Source organism: Halalkalibacter hemicellulosilyticusJCM 9152, from assembly GCF_000513115.1.
Taxonomy (GTDB): domain Bacteria; phylum Bacillota; class Bacilli; order Bacillales; family Bacillaceae_D; genus Halalkalibacter; species Halalkalibacter hemicellulosilyticus.
Genome location: NZ_BAUU01000003.1, coordinates 78,800 through 99,028, shown reverse-complemented (window position 1 = coordinate 99,028; position 20,229 = coordinate 78,800). Strand labels below are relative to the sequence as shown.

Genomic DNA, 20,229 nt, shown 5'->3' with positions numbered 1-20,229 from the left:
TCCAATTCAGCTATTAAAATATGCTGAGGCATATGCATATTTTGCTACAGTGGGAGCTTTAATTTTTCTGACCAGCTTATGCGATTATCGACAGGCTGAGAGTCACTCTATGACTAGCTCCATTATTTTAACTTTTCTTTTTCATTTACATTCATAAGTGCTTGTTGAGCAGCATGTTGTTCAGCTTCTTTCTTTGAGCGCCCTGTACCGACTCCAAGAGTTTCCCCATTTAATTGCACCTCTGATACAAATTCACGATTATGGGCAGGCCCACGCTCTTGAACGATTAAATATTGGATTAAACCGAGGTTATCACGTTGAATAAATTCTTGAAGCTGACTTTTAAAATCCATCATATGAGAAAAAGCACCATCGTTTATCTTAGGATAAATCGTATGATTTAGAAATTCTAAAACCGTATCAAGTCCTTGATCAAGGTAAAGAGCACCAATAAATGCTTCAAATACATCGGCTAATAAAGCCGGTCTTGCTCTTCCACCTGTCATTTCCTCGCCTTTTCCTAACAACACCATCTCCCCAAATTTTAACTCTTGGGCAAATAGAGCTAGAGAAGGTTCGCATACAATAGAAGCACGGAGCTTTGTCATATCTCCCTCACTCATCGTATTAAATTGTTTAAATAAAAATTGAGAAACAGATAGTTCAAGAACAGCATCACCGAGAAATTCTAAACGTTCATTATCTTGACAAGAAAAAATACGATGCTCATTCACATAGGATGAATGGGTAAAGGCTTGAATTAATAATTTACGATTATCAAAATTTAATTGCAATCGCTCCATTAACTCATCAAACTTTTGCTTTTGATCTTTTGAAAGCACCATTTTACGAGGTGCACGTCTACGATCATGCTGGTACCTAGCACGTTTTGAAGGTCTTGAAGATTGTGGCATTCATAAACCACCTCCGTCTTTTTCTAACACAAAAAAATAACGTAGCAATCTTTTCTTAATAAACAGTAGAGGTTGGGACAAAAGTGTTTTAATCAATGAGAAATCGAACAAATACACAGTCGTGCAAATAAACCACTCCTGACATTCGTTCGCTTTCTGCGGGAAGCTAGTGAGCCTCCGCGTTCTACGCACAATGTTCGAATTCTCAGCTAAACACTATCGTTATGCCCCAGCCTCCATGCCTTCCTATTAATTACGGCTGTTTATGTAATCAACGACATCTCCAACCGTTGAAATTTTCTCCGCTTCTTCGTCGGAAATTTCTAGGTCAAATTCATCTTCTAGCTCCATTACAAGCTCTACAACATCTAATGAATCTGCACCAAGGTCGTCTTTAAATGAAGCTTCTGGCTTCACTTCTGCTTCTTCAACACCTAGACGATCAACAACAATCTTCGTAATACGTGATAAAGTATCTGCCATTTTCGTTCACCTCCTCTCAAGAGTACCATTCTATCTTATGGCATAACCATTCCGCCATCAACATGTAATGTTTGTCCTGTCATGTAATTCGCATCTGAACTTGCCAAAAAGCGAATGGTATTGGCTATATCTTCAGGCTTACCTAATGTTGCCAGCGGAATTTGATTTAACAGCTGAGCTTTCATGTCTTCTCCTAGCTCATCTGTCATATCCGTTTCAATAAAACCTGGAGCAACTGCATTCACATGAATATTACGGTTAGCTAACTCCCGTGCAAGAGTCTTTGTTAACCCGATTACACCCGCTTTCGCTGCGACATAATTCGCTTGACCCGCGTTTCCTAAAACAGCTACTACCGAAGCAACATTAATAATACGACCATATCGTTGCTTCATCATTTGTCGACTAACTGCCTTTGCACATTGAAAGACTCCTTTTAAATTCGTATTGATCACATCATCCCATTCGTCATCCTTCATACGCATTAGCAAGTTATCTCGTGTGATTCCAGCATTGTTAACAAGAATATCGATACGCCCGAATGCATCAACTGTTTGCTTAATTAACGCTTTCACTTGTTCTCCATCAGCAACGTTTGCTTGAATGGCAATAGCGTCAACTCCAAACCCTTTAATCTCCGCGACCACCTCTTCTGCTCTTGCTTGACTACCTGCGTAATTCACGACAACATTAGCCCCATTACGTCCAAGCTCAAGTGCCGTTGCACGACCAATCCCACGAGAAGCGCCTGTCACAATCGCTGTTTGACCTTGTAGCATTATTCACTCACTCCTTCTAATTGCTCCTTGACTTTCATAACATCTTCTTTTGACTGTACAGAGATCGCTTTTACTTTTCTGTTGATCTTTCGAACTAGCCCGGTTAAAACATTACCGCTTCCTATTTCAACAAATGTGTCGACACCATTATCTAATAAAGTGTGAATCGTATCCTCCCATAAAACAGGCGAATAAACTTGCTGAATCAGGTTCTCACGAATGGCTGAAGCATCATTGACCGCAGTCGCAGACACATTAGCAATCACAGAAATGTTTGCATCTTCTATTTCTAACTTTTCTAGCACCGTTGCAAGTTTCTTTGCAGCTGGTTTCATTAACGACGAATGGAACGGTCCGCTCACTTGCAATGGTAACACACGACGTGCTCCTTCTTCTTTCGCTAATCGGCTAGCCTCTTTTACACCAGCAGCAGAGCCTGAAATCACAATTTGTCCTGGACAATTTAAATTAGCTAGCTCAACTATTCCTTTATGTTCCTCGGCTCTCGTACAAATTGTTTCTAATGTAGCACGTTCCAAACCTAATACAGCGGCCATTGCACCTTCACCATTTGGTACAGCTTCCTCCATAAACAATCCACGTTGACGCACCGCATAAACGGCATCCTCGAATCTCATCGCTCCTGCTGCAACTAAAGCACTGTACTCACCAAGACTGTGACCAGCAACAAAGTCAGCCGTTAAACCTTCTTCCTGCATTATTTGAAGTAGTGCCACACTCATTGTAACAAGTGCTGGTTGAGTATGTTCTGTTTTCTTCAACTCTTCTTCTGGACCTTCATACATAATCGTTGATAACGAGTAATCAAGAACGTGATCTGCGCGTGCAAAACAATCAGAATCTACATCCTTACCCATTCCAACTGATTGTGATCCTTGCCCCGGAAACAAAAACGCTACCTTCCCCATCATATCTCTCCTATTCTTCATTTACTGATTTAGCTACTTCACTTTTAATGATTGTTACCACCTGCTGATCAACCATCTCATACGCCTGTCTAATAGCATGAAAAACAGCCGTCTCATCTGAAGATCCGTGAGCTTTAATCACGGGTGCTTTTAAACCATAAAGCCCAGCGCCCCCATATTGCGAATAGCTCATTTGATTTTTTATTTTTCGAAAGCGCGGTTTTAATACTGCCGCAGCCATTTTTGAAAAAAGTGAGCTTGTTAATTCTTTCTTCATAATCGAAAAAAGAGCTCCAGCAGTCCCCTCAATGGACTTTAAAACAAGATTTCCAGAAAATCCATCACTTACAACGACATCGGCAACTCCATTAAGTAAATCTCTTGCTTCTATATTACCAACAAAATTGATGTTAGCATTCTCAAGCAATGAAAAGGTTTCTTTAGTAAGCTCATTTCCTTTTCCGTTTTCAGTACCTACATTTAATAAACCAACGCGAGGTTGACGAACATTTCGCACCATCTGCATATAAGTGTGACCCATTATAGCATATTGTACTAAATGCTGAGGCTTAGCATCCATGTTTGCCCCAACATCAAGTAGTAAAAAGCCTTTTCCATTTAGTGTTGGTAACATTGGTGACAAAGCCGGTCGATCAATTCCTTTAATACGGCCAACATGTAACAGGCCAGCTGTCATTAAGGCTCCTGTATTACCAGCAGAAATCGTTGCATCCGCTCTTCCTTCCTTCACTTCTCTAACAGCCAATACCATTGATGAATCTTTCTTTCTTCTAACAGCTGTCGTCGGCTGATCCGTATCCTCAATCTTTTCAGTCGTATGTAAAATCGATATTCTCTCTTCTTTAATTAAATATTTCTTAATCTCTTCTTCGTTACCAACAAGCGTTATTTCCAAATCGGAATAAGTTTGAGCTGCTTTTTGAGCAGCCTCTACTTGAGCTTTAGGCGCGTTGTCGCCTCCCATTGCATCAATTGATATTTTCATCATGGTCTCTCCTTTTAAGAATCCTTTACCGCTGATCGGAACATGACAAACTCTCCTGAAAATACTAACTCATCTCCGACATAGCTTTTCACGTGAACGATCGTTCGTTCACGTTGCTTTCCTGAAACACTCGCTTTAGCAATCACGCGCTCCCCAGCTTGTACTTGACGCGAGAAACGAATATTAGCTTTTGCCGTTAAAGCCATTTCATCATTAATAATAGCAACTGCCAAAGAATTGGCCTGCGCGAACAGGTGATGTCCTCGAGCTATTCCCGTGCGCGCAAACACATGCTCCGTGCCGACATCTAATATAGATATCGCACGTTGGTCAAGTTGAAGGTCGACGATCTCTCCTATCACTTCATCGGGTGCAAGTGCTTTTAACTCATCAAGTTGCTTTTGAGCCACTCCTTTAATACGCTCCCTCAGTTCAGGTATCGATAATTCTAATCGGTCAAGCCGTATCGTTTGTATACTAACTGAAAATGCTTCTGATAAATCCTCATCGGTTAAAAATGGATTTAACTGCAACATTTCCTGTAAACGTGTTTGGCGTTCCTTCTTTTTTAATTTCATCGGTTTCACCATCCACACTATTCACTTTTATTACTAGGTACTAAGAGTAGTATATAATTGGTACAAGTTGATTTCAATAGTTAATCAATTTTTTGCCCATCCAATACACCTTCTTTTTCTAAATACTCCCGAAGTAAGGCGAATTCTTCTTCCTTCCAAAACGAGGTAGAAAAAATAAGTGATTGTGCATCTTGCCTTGCCACTTCTAATGCTCGATAATCATGAACGACATCGGCTACTTTAAATTCAGGCAACCCACTTTGTTTAGATCCAAAGAAATCTCCTGGCCCCCGTAATTCTAAATCCTTTTCAGAGAGTACGAAACCATCATTCGATTCGGTCATAATCTTCATACGTTCTTTTCCAATTTCCGACTTAGGGTCAGCTAGTAATATACAGTACGATTGAGCATCGCCTCTTCCAACTCTTCCTCTTAGTTGATGGAGTTGAGCAAGCCCAAAACGCTCTGCATCATAAATAATCATCACTGTCGCATTCGGAACGTTTACTCCAACTTCTACAACAGTTGTTGACACCAATAGTTGCGTTTCGTTTTGACTAAATGCATTCATTACCTCGTCTTTTTCGCTCGGATGTAATCTCCCATGCATTAATCCGACTTTCCATTTCCCTTCAAAATGCTGCTGTAACAATAGATGAACATCAATTGCATTTTGAACGTCAAGCTTATCAGATTCCTCAATTAATGGACAAATGACATATACTTGTCTACCTTTATTTAGCTCTTTTTCAGTGAAATCTAATACTCTCGTAAGCATATCAGGCTTAGCCCAATAAGTCTCTATTGCTTTACGTCCCGCCGGCATCTCATCAATGATCGAAACATCCATATCACCAAATACTGAAATAGCCAATGTTCTGGGGATAGGAGTAGCCGTCATAAATAGAACATCCGGGTGTTGTCCTTTATCACGAAGTATCCTTCTTTGATTAACGCCAAAGCGATGCTGTTCATCAGTAATGACAAGCCCTAACTTTGAAAAGTGTACATCATCTTGAATGAGTGCATGTGTCCCTACAATGACTTTTGTTGACCCTGATAAAACATTTGCTAGTAAGTCCTTTCGATTACGCCCTTTTACCGATCCAGTTAACAATTCTACTTCTATGCCGAACGGCTCAAATAATACTTGTAACGATTGAACATGCTGCTCAGCTAAGATTTCAGTTGGAACCATAAGGGCTGCTTGATAACCAGCTTCAACAACAGCATACATAGCGATTGCTGCCACAACTGTCTTGCCTGATCCAACATCGCCTTGTAATAACCGATTCATTTGATAAGAGGATTTGATATCTGCAATAATTTCATCCTTTACTCGACTTTGTGCACCTGTAAGTGGAAAGGCCAAATGCGAAACAAACGTTTGAACCGCTTCATCATTTATATTTAAGCTCTGACCATTTGAGTGTTCTCGTGACATCTTTCGAAAAGCTTGCATTTTTAATTGAAAGAATAAAAATTCCTCATAAACGATACGTCTTCTTGCATGCTTTAAAGACTCATGACTAGAAGGAAAATGCAACTCCTGTATCGCTTGTGCTTTATTCGGAAGCTTATATGCCTGCAAGTAAGAAGCTGGTATCGGGTCAATGATTTCACTTTTATATTGAAGGAGAGCTTGTTGAATATACTTTCTCATTTTCTTAATCGTTAATGAGCCTGTTGTTGAATAAATAGGCATTAATGTTTGTTCACGTTCTTGCTCACCTTGCTTAAACTCCGACGCTGTAATCATTAAACGGTGTTGATCCCATTTACCCGTTACAGTCGCTTTGGCACCTACTACAATTTGCTTCTTTAAAAATGCACGATTAAAAAAAGTCACTGTTGCCAATACGCCATTTATTAACATCCTAAAAGATAGACGATTTTTCTTTTTTCCATAATACCTAATAGAGGGCTCAGTTTGAATCGTACCTATGACTGTCACTCGTTCCTCATGTTTCACATGATGTAAATCTTTAATTTGATAATCTTCATACCGATAAGGAAAGTGCTCAATTAATTCAGCAATTGTATGAATTCGAAGGTCAGCAAGCTGAACTGCTGTTTCTTCACCTATCCCTTTTACCTCTGTTATAGGTAAATGTTGCATATCCCTTCACCTCATTTCTAACAACCATTCAAGCTTATTTTAACATATCTTTTCTGAAGGAAGAAAAAGGAGTGATCCAACTAACGCAAGGGAAAAAACTCAAGGCCACTCATTTGACTAACAATGGTTTCATTTATTGCTTGATACACTATTTCCGATCGTATCAAGCATTTACCGTTTCGCACATCGCTTAAAGGGCACTGAAAAAGTTAAAAATCAAACTTTTTCAGTGCCTTGATAACTCCTTTTACAAACATTTATATCATTCAACGACTTCATTCTTTGCCCGAGTGATTGAAATGGCGATCGTTCCAGGCCCGACATGTGCCCCAATGACCGCTCCAATAGATGTAATCACATCACTTTGAACATTAAACCTTTGCTGGCAAAGTGACAAAACATCACGAGCATATTGTTCATTAACTGCATGAGAAATACCTACATGTACAGGCTCTCTCCCAAATTGTTCATCAAACACTTCAAGTATTCGATTTAGTGCCTTCTTTTGACCTCTAGCCTTTTCAAATGAATACACTTCTCCTGCTTCATTTAATGAGAGAATCGGCTTAATTTTCAACATTGAGCCTAATAATGCTGATGCTTTACCAATTCGGCCATTTTTTTGCAAATATTCTAATGTGTCGACCATAAAATAAACGGTTGTATCGTTAAGTAACTCCTCTAACCTCGAAAGACAGTCCTCTAAGCTCTTGCCTGACTTTGCATATTTCGCTATTTCGACAACGATAATGCCTATCGCATATGAAGCTCTCTTTGAGTCAATCACATGAATCGAATCCATTTCCAAAGCTTGCTTTGCAATGGTTGCAGCCTGATACGTTCCACTTAATTTAGATGATAAATGTATAGAAATAATTTCGGTATCCTCGTCTGACAACGAACGATACAATTCCTCAAATTGATAAGGAGTCGGTTGAGAGGTTGAAGGAATGACATTACGCTCTTTAACATATTCATAAAATCGATCCGCAGTAAGTGTGACACCATCTTCATAAACTTCTTCATCAGAAAAAATAACATTCAATGGCACTACGGTAATTCCTAATTCTTCGGCTAACGTATTGGGGATATCTGCGGTGCTATCTGTCACAATTTTAATCGTAGACATTTCCGACAACTCCCTTTTTGTATCATTATTTTATTCAACTGACAATAAATAAGAATAAAGTGGCTGATCACCTTGATGAACATCAACTTCTACATCTTCGTATTTCTCTTCAATGTAGTGAACGATTTCCTTTGTTCCTTCATCCGTCGCATCTTCACCTTGTAATAACGTCACAATTTCTGATTCTTCATCAATCATGTCATCCAATAAATCTTTCGTGACTTCAAGTAGACTTTGTCCAGAACTAACAATCTTCTTATCTGCAATGCCCATGTAATCATCTTTTTTAATTTCTACACCATCAATAGTCGTATCTCGAACGGCATACGTAACTTGTCCAGATGTAACAGATGTTAATGCAGCTTTCATTGTATCTTGATTATTCTCAAGTGATTGAGATGGGTTAAATGCTAATAGTGCTGCTAACCCTTGTGGAACTGTTTTAGACGGGACGACGCTAACATCTTCTCCAGCAACTTCTGCAGCTTGTTCTGCAGCCATAATAATATTACCATTATTCGGCAAAATTATAACTTTTTTTGCATTGGCCTCTTTAATCGCCTTAATAATATCTTCGGTGCTAGGGTTCATCGTTTGTCCACCTGGAATCACAACACTAGCTCCTAAGCCTTTAAACAGTTTCGCAATTCCCTCACCCATCGAAACGGTTACAATACCATACTCGCTTTGATTTTGAGATTGACTAAGTTTTCTTTCTTGTTCATGGTGTTGTTTTGATTCTTCTAATAAATTGGTATGCTGCATTCGCATATTTTCAATCTTAATGTTAACAAGCTCACCAAAACGTTGTGCCTTATTTAAAACCTCTCCTGGATGCTCTGCATGTATATGTACTTTTAATAAATCTTCGTCTGACACAACTAATAGTGAATCACCTAACTCACTTAATTCTTGGCGAAAATCAGGTTCATTAAAAGGGTGTGTCGCTAGCTTATCGTCTGCAAATTGAACCATCACCTCTGTACAAAAGCCAAATTCAATATCCTCAGTAGCAAGATGACTTTGAGCATTGTGATGTTCTACTTTTACGAGATCATCCATAGACGGTGCTTCTTGATTCGTAGTTGCAAGCTTTTCTCCTTTTAACACAGCCAAAAAGCCTTCATAAATGTATACTAACCCTTGTCCACCAGAATCAACTACACCAACCTCTTTTAAGACAGGTAATAGATCAGGGGTCCTCTTTAATGATCGGTTAGCTTCTTCCAATGTAGCCTCCATCACATGAACAAGGTTTTCATCCTTTTGCGAAGCCTTCTTAGCTACCTTTGCTGCATCCTTTGCAACCGTCAAAATGGTACCTTCCACTGGCTTCATTACTGCCTTATATGCCGTTTCGACACCATGTTGAAGCGCCAGCGCAAAATCTTCAGAAGTGACAGTCTGCTTCCCTTCAAGTTCTTTTGAGAAACCACGAAATAACTGTGACAAAATAACACCAGAGTTCCCTCTTGCCCCCATTAACAATCCTTTTGCAAAGGCAGAGGCAACTTGACTTGCATTTCCATGTATTTGCTGCTTTACTTCTTTCACTCCTGAAGTAATAGAAAGATTCATATTGGTTCCTGTATCACCATCAGGCACAGGGAATACATTTAATGCATCCACAACCTTAACATGATTTGTTAAATTTGCTGCTCCTTCGATAAACATGTGAGCAAGCTTATTTCCTTCAATTCGCTTCATTGCCACGAACATTTCCTCCTAACATCTTATGGGTTCGTGACGCGGACTCCTTGAACAAAAATGTTCACAGAATCTACATCTAGCCCTAACATTTGATCTAATTGATATTTTACTTTCGTCTGTACATTATAAGCTACCTCTGATATTTTCGTTCCATAGCTCACAATAATATACATATCAATATGAATTTGCTCCATTTCTTCACGGATAACGACTCCGCGCCTGAAATTTTCTTTTCCTAATAAATCAGATAAACCGTCTTTCAATTGTTTTTGCGATGCCATTCCAACAATGCCGTAGCAATCAATAGCCGCCCCACCTGCAATGGTCGCAACAACATCCTTTGATACATCGACAGTTCCTAGTTGAGTTTTCATTTCAATTGTCATTGATCGAACCTCCTCATTCCTTAACATCCATTAGTAATGTTATTTTACTATACAATCCTTCATTTTAAAAGCAAATCTCGGATTTGAACTGTCAAGCAAGATTACTTGATAAAGTTTTCAGTAAGTTATTGCAATCGATCATGTGCTATGCTACTATATCTAAGTATGAAATTGAGCGTTTCGCATCGGAAATAAGGAGGTGCATATGATGGCACGTAAATGTTATATTACTGGTAAGCAAGCACGTAGTGGCAATAAGCGTTCTCACGCTCTGAATAAAACAAAGCGTCGTTGGGGTGCAAATGTACAAAAGGTTCGTATCCTTGTAGATGGTAAGCCAAAACGTGTTTACGTATCTACTCGCGCACTTAAATCAGGTAAAGTACAACGTGTGTAATAGGCTTTATAAGCCCCTTACACAGAGGGTGTTCCATAAGTTCTATATGAGCTTATGAAACACCCTCTTTTCATTATCCTTTTTTAAATGAATTCAATACCGCTTTGACAATACCGCCTAAAAATCTTGGTAGCTTAATCGTGTAAAATTTCATAGCTCCTCCTCCTCAACATAAATAACCAAATGAATAAGGTTGTTGCTGATTGCTAAAGGTGAAACTGCTTACGATACAATTGGGCTTGATCAAGAATGACACGAATCATTTTGATCATTAGAACGACCTATCCTCTTTCAATTATATGCGTGAACAAGATTCTATTCCCCATTTTTTCAAATTCATTTCATATTAAACTTAACTTTATTCCTTCACCTTTAAACATATGCCCTCAATCCACAATATATGATGATTCTTATTGAAAAGTGACCTATAAGAAATCCACCGTAGCGAAGGCCACTGAAAAAGTTTGGTTTTAACTTTTTCAGTGGCCTAAAGCCTTCTTATTATTTACCTCTTAAAACTTCTATTGCTTGTTTACGGTCATTCATATTGTAAATTGATGAGCCTGCAACTAAGACGTTCGCACCAGCCTCTATGCATTGCTTTGCAGTTTCTTCATTCACACCACCATCTACTTCGATATCAATATCCAGCCCTCTTTCTTGTGTAAGCGAATATACATCTTGTATCTTACTTAATACAGCAGGTATAAATGTTTGTCCACCGAAGCCTGGATTGACCGTCATAAGTAATACAAGGTCAACATCATCAATAATGGTTTCAAGTATAGAAACGGGGGTAGCAGGATTAAGGACAACACCTGCTTTAATTCCTAAATCTTTTATATGATGAATCGTACGATGAAGGTGAGGACAAGCTTCTACATGGACCGAAATAATGTCTGCTCCCGCTTTTGCAAAAAGTGGAATATACTTATCTGGATTTTCTATCATTAAATGAACATCTAGTATTAGACGTGTAACAGGCCTTATTGCTTCAACGACTAGAGGGCCTATTGTGATATTCGGAACGAAATGACCATCCATGACATCAACATGAATATAATCAGCCCCACCCTTTTCTACATCTTTAATTTCTTCACCAAGCTTTGCAAAGTCCGCTGATAAAATGGAAGGTGCTATTTTTACCATATTATTAATACCTCTTTTTTTGATTTTTTATCTCTTCTAAAAACTGTAGGTAATGCTCAAAACGCGATTGAGCAATCTCCCCTTTTTCATATGCTTTCTTTACAGCACAATGTGGCTCAGAGCTATGTGTGCATCCTCTGAACTTACATTCCGTAGATAACTCTTTCATTTCAAGAAAATATAGAGATAACTCCTCCGGCAATATGTCAACAAAGTCAAGAGAACTAAATCCAGGAGTATCAGCAACTAATCCACCCGCTATCGGCAGCAGTTCAACATGCCTCGTTGTATGCTTCCCTCTTCCTAAATGAGAAGAAATTTCATTCGTTTCAATATCGAGATTTGGATCTAGAATGTTCAATAATGACGACTTCCCAACACCTGACTGACCTGCAACAACACTCATTTTCCCCTCTATAAAAGGCTTAAGGTCATTAATGTCACTTTTTTCATTCGTAGATGTAAAAAGGACCGTATAGCCAATTGACTCATATAAAGATTTATATGTATGCAATGATACAAAGAGCTCTTCATCAACTAAGTCAACCTTGCTAATAACAAGGAGTGGTTTAATCGCATTCGCTTCAATATGAACAAGAAAACGATCCAATAGTAGTAAGCTAAAATCAGGTTCTAAAGCAGAAAAAACAAGGATAGCCTGATCAATATTCGCTATCGGAGGACGAACTAATTCATTTTTCCGCTCAGAGACGTCTAATATATAACCATCTGTTCGATTTTCAGCTTCAAACTCAACTTCGTCACCTACTAATGGTTTGATTTTTCGTTTTCGGAAATTCCCCCGTGCTCGGCATTGAAACAAACCATCTTCATTTTTCACATAGTAATAACCACTTAAGGCTTTAATAATCTTACCCTTCGCCATTCAAAACCTCCCATTTAGAATAATCAAAATGATTTTCACCTTGGACGAGGGTGGGACAAACGTTTTTATGAATGAGAATCCGAACTAATACGTGACGATGCAAATTAACCAATCTTGAAATATACTTCGCTTTCCGCGCGAGTCTATGCATATTCCACCCGCTACGTTCTAAGATGCTTAGATTCTCTGTTAAACACTTTTGTTCTGTCCCAGCCTCATTCCTTAACAACCATTATAAACCATTAACTTCATATCATGTTCTCGTTTTAGTATTGTTTAGTCATCATAATGAAATACATCTGATTGTTCAACTAACTCTTCATCTACATATACATCATATGATCCAGGATATGATGAGCTGACTTCCAATTGAATGCGGTAGGTCACTGTTTCACTAATCTGTTCTTCAACATATACTCGATCTTCTCCTTTTGTTGAAGCATCACGATATACAATTTTAATGCGATAAGAATTATTTCCATTTTCATCTTCTACTACAATACGGTAATTTTGTGAGAAGAACTTTGATGGTTCTACTTCTGGTTCAGGTTCTGGTTCAGGCCCTTGAGAAATGACGACAATGACATCATCTCCTTTTGATAACATTGTGAAAGCACCCGGATCCTGCCTAATGACCCGGCCTTCTTCTACCGATGATGAATATTCTTCGACGAAATCACCATTCAGATCGACTTCAGCAAAATAGTCCTTTACAGCTGATTCTTCTAGGCCGACAAGGTTTTGTAACCGAATTGGCGCTTCAACACTATAGGTTAGTGTCACCGTCGTTTCTGCTGGCACAACCATGTCCCCTCCACTCGGGTCTTGCTCTAACACAATTCCTGGTTCTTCCTCATTTGTTTCACGTGCATCTCTTTTAACTGTGAAACCTTGACTTTCTAATAATGCTTCAGCACGATCTATATTCGTACCAATGTAATCATCAATCTCCATTTCTTCTTGACCTAAAGAAACAAACAAAGTAATAGGTGCTTGCTCCTTTACCATTGAGCCAGGCAATGGATTTTGTCGAACAACGTGTTCATTTGGAACTGATTCATGGTACACATCTTCTCGTTCGGCTATTAACTTTAATTCAATTAACTCCTCTTCCGCATCCTCAAAAGGGATTTCAGTAAAATCAGGCACTTCTACTTCATTGACGTGTAATAAACGCGGAATCACGGTAAATGCAATAATAATTGATCCTAGCAATATCGCAATGACCGTTAATAGGATGATAAGTTTTTTATTTTTTTTCCTTTTTTTCTTATTAGGAGGTGGCGTTGTCTCTTCTTCCGTTTGTTCTTTTTCTTTTTCGACTGGTGCTTCAATCGTTTTTTCTAAATCCTCATCCTTAATAACTGGAATGACTTTTGTCGCTTCTTCATCAACTGCTTGGTTGTATGGTTCTTCTTCTAGTCTACTAGGATGCAATACAGTCGATAGATCCTCCTCCATATCTTGAATCGAATCATAACGCTTCAATGGATCTTTTTCCGTCGCTCTTTTGATCATATTATCGATACTTTGAGGTAATTGTTCATTCAGATCTTTAATAGAAGGAGTATCGTGCTGTAGATGCTTAATAGCAATTGAAACAGCTGTGTCACCAGAAAATGGAATCCTGCCCGTGACCATTTCATAAAAGACAATACCTAATGAATAAATATCAGATTTAAACGTTACTTGACCTCCACGTGCTTGCTCAGGTGATAAATACTGAACCGATCCCATAACTGAATTTGTATGGGTAATAGTTGCCGCAGATATAGCACGTGCGATACCAAAGTCTGTCACCTTTAAAAGCCCATCATGACGGACTAAAATATTATGGGGCTTAATATCACGATGAACAAGTTGATTTGCATGAGAATGAGAGAGCGCGGAAAGCATTTGTTCCATGTAGCCAACCGCTTCCTCGACATCAAGTGCTCCCTTCATTTGGATCAACTCTTTTAACGTTTGTCCCTCAACATATTCCATCACAATATAATACGTATCATCTTCTTCACCAACATCATATATATTGACAATATTCGGATGGTTCAAACTTGTTGCAGCTTGAGCTTCTCTGCGAAAACGATGGATGAATTGTTCATCACTCGAAAATTGTGGTTGCAGGACTTTAACAGCAACTTCACGATCAAGGATGACATCATGTGCTTTATACACATTTGCCATCCCTCCTCCACCAATTTTTTCAAGAATGTGATAACGTCCACTTATTCGTTGTCCATTCATTAGCTCGAACTCCCATCGGACCTTACTAAAGACATTGAAATGATGGCAACTGTAATGTTGTCTTCGCCACCACGTTCATTAGCAAGTTGAATCAATTTATTTGCCTTTTGTTCTATTTCCTCATGCGCTTGTAGCTGTTCCTCAATATCCTCTATTGAAAGCTTATTTGTCAAACCATCTGAACAGAGAAGAACGTAATCACTCTCGTCTGCTTGAAAGGTAGAAACATCTACTTTTATATCAAGCCCTGTACCAAGTGCACGTAAAAGTACATTTCGACGTGGGTGATGCTCTGCTTCCTCTTCTGAAATTTGTCCGGTATTGACAAGCTCCTGTACGAGTGAATGATCGTTTGTCTTTAATTGAAAACCATCTTGATTTTGTACATAGGCACGACTATCACCGATATGAGCAATCGATACATATTCACTCGTACATAAGGCGACTACCAATGTCGTCCCCATACCTTTACATTCTTCATGTTCGTTTGCGTGGTGAAATAGCTTTTCATTTAATTTGTTAAAATGATCGATTAGCCATTTTTCTGATTCATCGATCGTCATCTTTTCTTCCTTTTGCTCCCAAAGAGAACGAAAATAATCTGTTGTCATTGAGCTAGCAACATCTCCTGCTTGGTGTCCTCCCATACCATCAGCTACAATAGCCAAAATACCAACGTTATTTTTAAAAATACCGCCACTATCTTCATTATGTGGTCGCACCATTCCAGAATCTGTTTGAAATGCAAACTCCATCTCCTAATCACCTCTTCTCATCTCTAAAACACCCGAATGGTGTTCGTTCAATCTTTCACCTTTTCAAAACAGGCAATAAAAAAACCATCTGTTTCAAAATCGTGAGGCAAAATGGTAACCATTCCTGTCTTAATACGCCCACTTTCACTAAGCTTCTCAGGCAACCTTGCTGGTAATGATTGATCTAACTGAAACTCCGGATGATTCTTTATGAAATTCTCGACTGTTCCTTCATTTTCCTCTTTATCAATTGTACATGTACTGTAAAGGATTTTTCCACCTTTTTTCACGTGCTTACTCAACGCAGAAAGCAATTCCATTTGAACGGACTGAATCGCTGCAATATCTGAAGGTTTTTTGTTCCATTTAATATCAGGCTTGCGACGAATCACCCCAAAACCTGAGCACGGTGCATCTACTAATACACGATCAAATTGCTTCTCTCCGACATATTCATCAATCTTCCTCGCATCAAAGGCCACTGCCTTCACATTTGTTAATCCAAGACGGGCTGTTTGTTCACGAATAAGAGAAATTTTATGCTCATGTAAGTCAAATGAGTACAAGCGACCGACGTTATTCATCCTTTCTGCAATATGAGTCGTTTTTCCACCTGGTGCTGCACAAGCATCGATAACTTCCATACCTTCTTTCACATCAAGTGCTCTTGCAACGAGCATTGAGCTTTCGTCCTGAACCGTAATCAGACCGTTTCGATATGCATTTGTAGTGAAAACATGTCCAGTCTTTACAATTAATCCGTCTTCAGACAAATGCCCTCTTTCTACAACAATTCCTTCGTTTTGCAGTGCTTCTAAAGCATCTGCTACTGTTGATTTCATTCGGTTTACACGAACCGTGACTGCTGGGGGACGATGACTCATTTGACAGATCTTCATTGTTTCTTCTTCGCCATATTGCTCAATCCATCTCGAAATGAGCCATTTGGGAAAGCTTAACTCAAGTGCCATAGCTTTTTTCTTGTTTTTTATAGAATGAAACTAGGGCCCCTGACGTTGAAAGGAACGTAAAATACCATTCACCATCCCACTAATTCCTCGATGACCACGTTTTGAGGCGATCGTAACCGCTTCATGGATAACGGCTCTATCAGGGACACGGTCTAAAAATACCATTTGATAAACTGATAAACGTAATAGAACGTGAACCCATTGCTCAATTGATTCAAATCCATGTTTAACATATGGTGTTAAATAATAATCCAGTGTATTTTTCCGTTGAATGGTTCCATAAATCATTTCTGTCATCAAGCCTACATCCTGCTTTGAAAAATGATTTTCTTTAACTTTTTGATTTAATAACAAATGACTGTAAGCTTGATTCTCTTCCACTTGTAATAAAGCATCTAGTGCCACTTCACGTACGAGCTTACTCATCTCCAACCCTCATTCCAACTGTAAGAGATGCCCCTGCACCTCGGATAAATGCTGAACCATCCATCCTTTTCTTACCTGCTGGTTGTAAATCAGTTATTTTGATAGAAGTTGTATTTCCAGTAGCAACGATTATTCCATCTTCCTCAATTCTTTCAATAACACCTGGTTCAAAGTTTCCTTGTTTTGAAACCTTCTCTCCCCACCACACTTTAAGACCTTTATCATTTAACTTTGTGTATGCAACTGGCCATGGATGGAGACCTCTAATATGATTATAAATTTCTTCACCTGATTGCTCCCAATTAATCTTCTCCATTTCTCTTGTAATGTTATGAGCAAAAGTCACTTGAGATTCATCTTGTGGGATCGCTTTAGCCTTGCCACTAACGATATTAGGAATAGTTGACAATAGCAGCCTTGCCCCCTCTTTACTTAACTTATCATGTAATGTTCCAACATGGTCATGCTCTTCTATTGGAACCTTCACATAAGAAAGCATATCTCCTGCATCTAATTTTTCAACCATGTACATAATCGTTACTCCTGCTTCCTTTTCACCATCAATAATCGCTTGATGAATCGGGGCACCTCCTCGATACTTCGGCAATAACGAAGCGTGTACATTAATACAGCCTAACGTTGGATATTCCAACAATTCTTTCGGCAAAATTTGACCAAAGGCCGCCGTTACAATTAAATCTGGCTCAAATTCAAGCACCTTTTCCACCTCTGGCATATCCTTTACCTTTTCTGGCTGTAATACAGAAATTCCATGTGCAAGTGCTTCGACTTTAACTGGAGGGGGGGTTAGTATTTTTTTTCGCCCTACTGGACGATCTGGTTGCGTAACTACTGCAACTACTTCATGATTTGATTCTACTAACGAACGTAATACAGGAACCGCAAAATCCGGCGTCCCCATAAATACTATTTTCATTTTTTAACCGCCTTCTTTCTTCAATAACGATCTTTATGTAAATAAATATGGTTGAAGATCAATAGTTAGCTGTAAGCCTTTATTTAACTCACGCTGATAGTGCTCTCTAATTTCAACTAACACCTTTCTAAGCTTTGGTTCGTTTTTGTATTTTATCATGCATTGATAACGATATCTATCCTTTATACGCGCTAACGGAGAAGCAACAGGCCCTAACACAGTTGTTTCCGTTGATAATTCTCTTCTTAAAAAAGCAACCACGGTTTCTGCAACATCTATCACCTTCATTAACTCTTGGTGAGATATCGTTATAAGAGTCATATACACATAAGGAGGATACTGTCCAAACTTTCTTTGGTTCATTTCTGTTTGAAAAAAAGCTTGATAATCATGTGCTTTAACAAGATCAATACTATAATGTTCTGGTGAATACGATTGAATGACAACTTCACCAGTAAGTTCATGGCGACCTGCCCGTCCACTGACTTGTTCGAGTAATTGAAACGTTCGTTCTGCAGAACGAAAATCAGGAATATGAAGCATTGAATCCGCTGCTAATACACCGACTAATGTAATCGATGGAAAATCTAGTCCTTTCGCAATCATCTGTGTCCCAAGCAAGATATCAGCTTGTTTTTTTTCAAATGCTGATAATAGCCGTTCGTGTGACCCTTTTTTACGTGTCGTATCAACATCCATGCGAATCACTCTTGCTTCTGGCAATACTCGAGTCAATTCTTCTTCAACCTTTTGAGTACCTGACCCAAAGAAGCGAATATGCTCACTTCCACATGATTTGCACGTACGTGGCATAGATTCTTCATGACCACAATAATGGCATTTTAACCGATTTTGACTACGATGATACGTAAGTGAAATATCGCAAGATTCACATGTGGCAACATATCCACAATCTCGGCACATAACGAACGTAGAATGTCCCCTTCGATTTAAGAAAAGCACGCTTTGTTCTCCATTAGCTACACGATCTTTTAATTTTTCAAAAAGAACTGTAGAGAACATCGAACGATTACCCTCTCGAAGCTCCTCTCTCATATCGACTATATGTACTGCTGGCATTTTACGATTCTGAACTCGTTCATCTAACGTTAATAGATGATAGACTTCTTTTTTCGCGCGTGCATACGTTTCAAGCAATGGAGTAGCACTACCTAATATAACAGGGCATTGATGATATTGCGCACGCCATATAGCAACATCTCGAGCATGATATCGTGGATTCTCCTCTTGCTTATAGCTTGTTTCATGCTCTTCGTCAATGATAATCATACCTAAACGATCAAACGGAGCAAAGATCGCCGAACGAGCACCAACAACAACTTTCACTTCTTTTCGTTTAATTTTTCGCCATTCATCATACTTCTCTCCCATTGATAAGCCAGAATGCAAAACGGCTACTTCTGAACCAAAACGACCTTTAAACCGATTCACCATTTGTGGTGTTAACGAAATTTCTGGCACGAGCATAATCGCCTCTTTTTGAAGATCTAGCGCTTGTTGAATAACTTGTAAATACACTTCCGTCTTACCACTACCAGTCACACCATGTAATAAAAAAACATCATGCTTTTCTTTTTGGATACAAGGATTCACTTGATCTACAACCTGTTGCTGCTGATTCGTCAATTTTAATGGCTCTGTTCGTTCAAATTGCAGACCAGATAAGGGGTCTCGGTAAACCTCTTGATCAACTTCCTTAATAATTCCTTTTTCACGCAAAGGCTTTAATGAAGCATGTGTTGTTTGTCCTTCTTCTAATAAAGCTTGAATCGAAATAGGAGCTGGCTGTCTACTTAAAATATGGACAAGCTCTATTTGCTTATTGGCTCGTTTCGTTAGCAACGATAAAGCTTGTTCTAATGACATGTTAAGCTGAACTAAACGTTGCGTTTTCGTTTTTCCTTTCTCAAGTACAACATACTCTACTTCTAACGTGCCCTTCTTAACCTCCGCCTGTACATCAGATAGAACGGAAGCACCCTCTTTTATAAGATCATCCCATTGATAGACCTTCCCTTGATCAAACAATCGCCGTAGATGAGGGGGGAGGCTATCTATTTCATTCGCTTTTAATTGCTTTCTCACCTTCGTTCTTAAAGCAGCGGGAATCATTAATTGATAGGCAGAAACTTTAAAGCTAAGAGTTTCTTCAGCTAACCAATTACCTAGCTGAAGAAACTCATCAGCTAAAATCGGCTCAGCATCCAATAACTCAACAACGGCTTTCGTTTGCTCATACGACGATTGCTCAGAAATGGACATAACAAAACCTTGTATTTTTCTAGGGCCAAATGGTACGACAACACGCATACCTGGTTGAACAATACTTTTCCAATTATCAGGAATTTCATAATCAAATTGACGATCAGTTTGAGCAGATGGAACATCAACAATGACTTTGGCATACAT

General features: G+C 38.9%; 18 protein-coding genes and 1 pseudogene. 1 reads left to right on the top strand and 18 read right to left on the bottom strand.

Going from position 1 to position 20,229, the window contains the following annotated elements; genetic code table 11:
- Positions 1-122: 122 nt before the first annotated feature.
- The 10 genes from rnc to JCM9152_RS02500 all read right to left on the bottom strand — a co-directional run bounded on the left by rnc (position 123) and on the right by JCM9152_RS02500 (position 10,034).
- Positions 123-914, bottom strand: a complete 792-nt coding sequence (rnc, locus tag JCM9152_RS02545) for a ribonuclease III (protein ID WP_081727866.1) — start codon at positions 912-914, stop codon at positions 123-125.
- Between the two features lie 249 nt (positions 915-1,163).
- The gene (gene acpP, locus JCM9152_RS02540; RefSeq protein ID WP_035340524.1) at positions 1,164-1,397 is read right to left on the bottom strand and encodes an acyl carrier protein; all 234 of its coding nucleotides are present in this window, start codon (positions 1,395-1,397) and stop codon (positions 1,164-1,166) included.
- A 35-nt stretch (positions 1,398-1,432) separates the two neighbouring features.
- Entirely contained in the window at positions 1,433-2,176 is a 744-nt protein-coding gene (gene fabG, locus JCM9152_RS02535) for a 3-oxoacyl-[acyl-carrier-protein] reductase (RefSeq protein WP_035340522.1), read from the bottom strand.
- Positions 2,176-3,105: an ACP S-malonyltransferase gene (gene fabD / locus JCM9152_RS02530; RefSeq protein WP_035340521.1), complete on the bottom strand. Its 930-nt coding sequence runs from the start codon at positions 3,103-3,105 to the stop codon at positions 2,176-2,178. Before fabD ends, fabG begins: the two co-directional genes overlap by 1 nt.
- 10 nt (positions 3,106-3,115) lie before the next feature.
- Complete coding sequence (gene plsX, locus JCM9152_RS02525; protein ID WP_035340519.1) at positions 3,116-4,111, bottom strand: phosphate acyltransferase PlsX; 996 nt, start codon at positions 4,109-4,111, stop codon at positions 3,116-3,118.
- A gap of 14 nt (positions 4,112-4,125) precedes the next feature.
- Complete coding sequence (gene fapR, locus JCM9152_RS02520; RefSeq protein ID WP_035340735.1) at positions 4,126-4,689, bottom strand: transcription factor FapR; 564 nt, start codon at positions 4,687-4,689, stop codon at positions 4,126-4,128.
- Between the two features lie 80 nt (positions 4,690-4,769).
- Positions 4,770-6,809 carry an ATP-dependent DNA helicase RecG gene (gene recG, locus JCM9152_RS02515; RefSeq protein WP_035340517.1) on the bottom strand — a complete coding sequence of 680 codons (2,040 nt, stop codon included), beginning with the start codon at positions 6,807-6,809 and terminating at the stop codon, positions 4,770-4,772.
- Positions 6,810-7,071: 262 nt separating this feature from the next.
- A complete protein-coding gene (locus JCM9152_RS02510; protein ID WP_035340515.1) occupies positions 7,072-7,938 on the bottom strand; it encodes a DegV family protein in 867 nt (288 codons plus the stop codon).
- Between the two features lie 30 nt (positions 7,939-7,968).
- Positions 7,969-9,651, bottom strand: coding sequence for a DAK2 domain-containing protein (locus JCM9152_RS02505; protein ID WP_035340512.1), 1,683 nt, complete (start codon positions 9,649-9,651; stop codon positions 7,969-7,971).
- Between the two features lie 20 nt (positions 9,652-9,671).
- Entirely contained in the window at positions 9,672-10,034 is a 363-nt protein-coding gene (locus tag JCM9152_RS02500; RefSeq protein ID WP_035340510.1) for an Asp23/Gls24 family envelope stress response protein, read from the bottom strand.
- 208 nt (positions 10,035-10,242) lie between these two features.
- On the opposite strand from JCM9152_RS02500, the gene rpmB reads away from it, so the two are divergent.
- Positions 10,243-10,431 carry a 50S ribosomal protein L28 gene (gene rpmB / locus JCM9152_RS02495; RefSeq protein WP_035340508.1) on the top strand — a complete coding sequence of 63 codons (189 nt, stop codon included), beginning with the start codon at positions 10,243-10,245 and terminating at the stop codon, positions 10,429-10,431.
- Positions 10,432-10,504: 73 nt separating this feature from the next.
- On the opposite strand, the gene spoVM is transcribed toward rpmB, so the two are convergent.
- The 8 genes and pseudogenes from spoVM to priA form a co-directional block, all read right to left on the bottom strand.
- Positions 10,505-10,585, bottom strand: coding sequence for a stage V sporulation protein SpoVM (gene spoVM, locus JCM9152_RS02490; protein WP_035340506.1), 81 nt, complete (start codon positions 10,583-10,585; stop codon positions 10,505-10,507).
- Positions 10,586-10,932: 347 nt separating this feature from the next.
- Positions 10,933-11,580 carry a ribulose-phosphate 3-epimerase gene (rpe, locus tag JCM9152_RS02485; RefSeq protein ID WP_035340504.1) on the bottom strand — a complete coding sequence of 216 codons (648 nt, stop codon included), beginning with the start codon at positions 11,578-11,580 and terminating at the stop codon, positions 10,933-10,935.
- Between the two features lie 4 nt (positions 11,581-11,584).
- On the bottom strand, positions 11,585-12,466 hold the full coding sequence (gene rsgA / locus JCM9152_RS02480) for a ribosome small subunit-dependent GTPase A (protein ID WP_035340502.1): 882 nt from the start codon (positions 12,464-12,466) through the stop codon (positions 11,585-11,587).
- A gap of 276 nt (positions 12,467-12,742) precedes the next feature.
- Positions 12,743-14,710, bottom strand: a complete 1,968-nt coding sequence (gene pknB / locus JCM9152_RS02475) for a Stk1 family PASTA domain-containing Ser/Thr kinase (protein WP_035340500.1) — start codon at positions 14,708-14,710, stop codon at positions 12,743-12,745.
- Complete coding sequence (locus JCM9152_RS02470; protein WP_035340498.1) at positions 14,710-15,465, bottom strand: Stp1/IreP family PP2C-type Ser/Thr phosphatase; 756 nt, start codon at positions 15,463-15,465, stop codon at positions 14,710-14,712. The genes pknB and JCM9152_RS02470 overlap by 1 nt, the downstream gene beginning before the upstream one ends.
- Positions 15,466-15,512: 47 nt before the next feature.
- Positions 15,513-16,862: pseudogene (rsmB, locus tag JCM9152_RS02465) on the bottom strand (16S rRNA (cytosine(967)-C(5))-methyltransferase RsmB).
- Positions 16,855-17,799: a methionyl-tRNA formyltransferase gene (gene fmt / locus JCM9152_RS02460; RefSeq protein WP_035340496.1), complete on the bottom strand. Its 945-nt coding sequence runs from the start codon at positions 17,797-17,799 to the stop codon at positions 16,855-16,857. Before fmt ends, rsmB begins: the two are co-directional and overlap by 8 nt.
- 33 nt (positions 17,800-17,832) lie before the next feature.
- Positions 17,833-20,229, bottom strand: a complete 2,397-nt coding sequence (priA, locus tag JCM9152_RS02455) for a primosomal protein N' (RefSeq protein ID WP_035340495.1) — start codon at positions 20,227-20,229, stop codon at positions 17,833-17,835.

Excerpts from the sequence above, each read along its gene's own strand:
- priA (WP_035340495.1), bottom strand. The coding sequence starts at position 20,229 with ATGTATGCCAAAGTCATTGTTGATGTTCCATCTGCTCAAACTGATCGT.
- JCM9152_RS02500 (WP_035340510.1), bottom strand. The coding sequence starts at position 10,034 with ATGACAATTGAAATGAAAACTCAACTAGGAACTGTCGATGTATCAAAG.
- acpP (WP_035340524.1), bottom strand. The coding sequence starts at position 1,397 with ATGGCAGATACTTTATCACGTATTACGAAGATTGTTGTTGATCGTCTA.
- fabD (WP_035340521.1), bottom strand. The coding sequence starts at position 3,105 with ATGGGGAAGGTAGCGTTTTTGTTTCCGGGGCAAGGATCACAATCAGTT.
- rpmB (WP_035340508.1), top strand. The coding sequence starts at position 10,243 with ATGGCACGTAAATGTTATATTACTGGTAAGCAAGCACGTAGTGGCAAT.
- pknB (WP_035340500.1), bottom strand. The coding sequence starts at position 14,710 with ATGAATGGACAACGAATAAGTGGACGTTATCACATTCTTGAAAAAATT.
- spoVM (WP_035340506.1), bottom strand. The coding sequence starts at position 10,585 with ATGAAATTTTACACGATTAAGCTACCAAGATTTTTAGGCGGTATTGTC.
- plsX (WP_035340519.1), bottom strand. The coding sequence starts at position 4,111 with ATGAAAATATCAATTGATGCAATGGGAGGCGACAACGCGCCTAAAGCT.
- rsgA (WP_035340502.1), bottom strand. The coding sequence starts at position 12,466 with ATGGCGAAGGGTAAGATTATTAAAGCCTTAAGTGGTTATTACTATGTG.
- fmt (WP_035340496.1), bottom strand. The coding sequence starts at position 17,799 with ATGAAAATAGTATTTATGGGGACGCCGGATTTTGCGGTTCCTGTATTA.
- fabG (WP_035340522.1), bottom strand. The coding sequence starts at position 2,176 with ATGCTACAAGGTCAAACAGCGATTGTGACAGGCGCTTCTCGTGGGATT.
- recG (WP_035340517.1), bottom strand. The coding sequence starts at position 6,809 with ATGCAACATTTACCTATAACAGAGGTAAAAGGGATAGGTGAAGAAACA.
- JCM9152_RS02510 (WP_035340515.1), bottom strand. The coding sequence starts at position 7,938 with ATGTCTACGATTAAAATTGTGACAGATAGCACCGCAGATATCCCCAAT.
- fapR (WP_035340735.1), bottom strand. The coding sequence starts at position 4,689 with ATGAAATTAAAAAAGAAGGAACGCCAAACACGTTTACAGGAAATGTTG.
- rnc (WP_081727866.1), bottom strand. The coding sequence starts at position 914 with ATGCCACAATCTTCAAGACCTTCAAAACGTGCTAGGTACCAGCATGAT.
- rpe (WP_035340504.1), bottom strand. The coding sequence starts at position 11,580 with ATGGTAAAAATAGCACCTTCCATTTTATCAGCGGACTTTGCAAAGCTT.
- JCM9152_RS02470 (WP_035340498.1), bottom strand. The coding sequence starts at position 15,465 with ATGGAGTTTGCATTTCAAACAGATTCTGGAATGGTGCGACCACATAAT.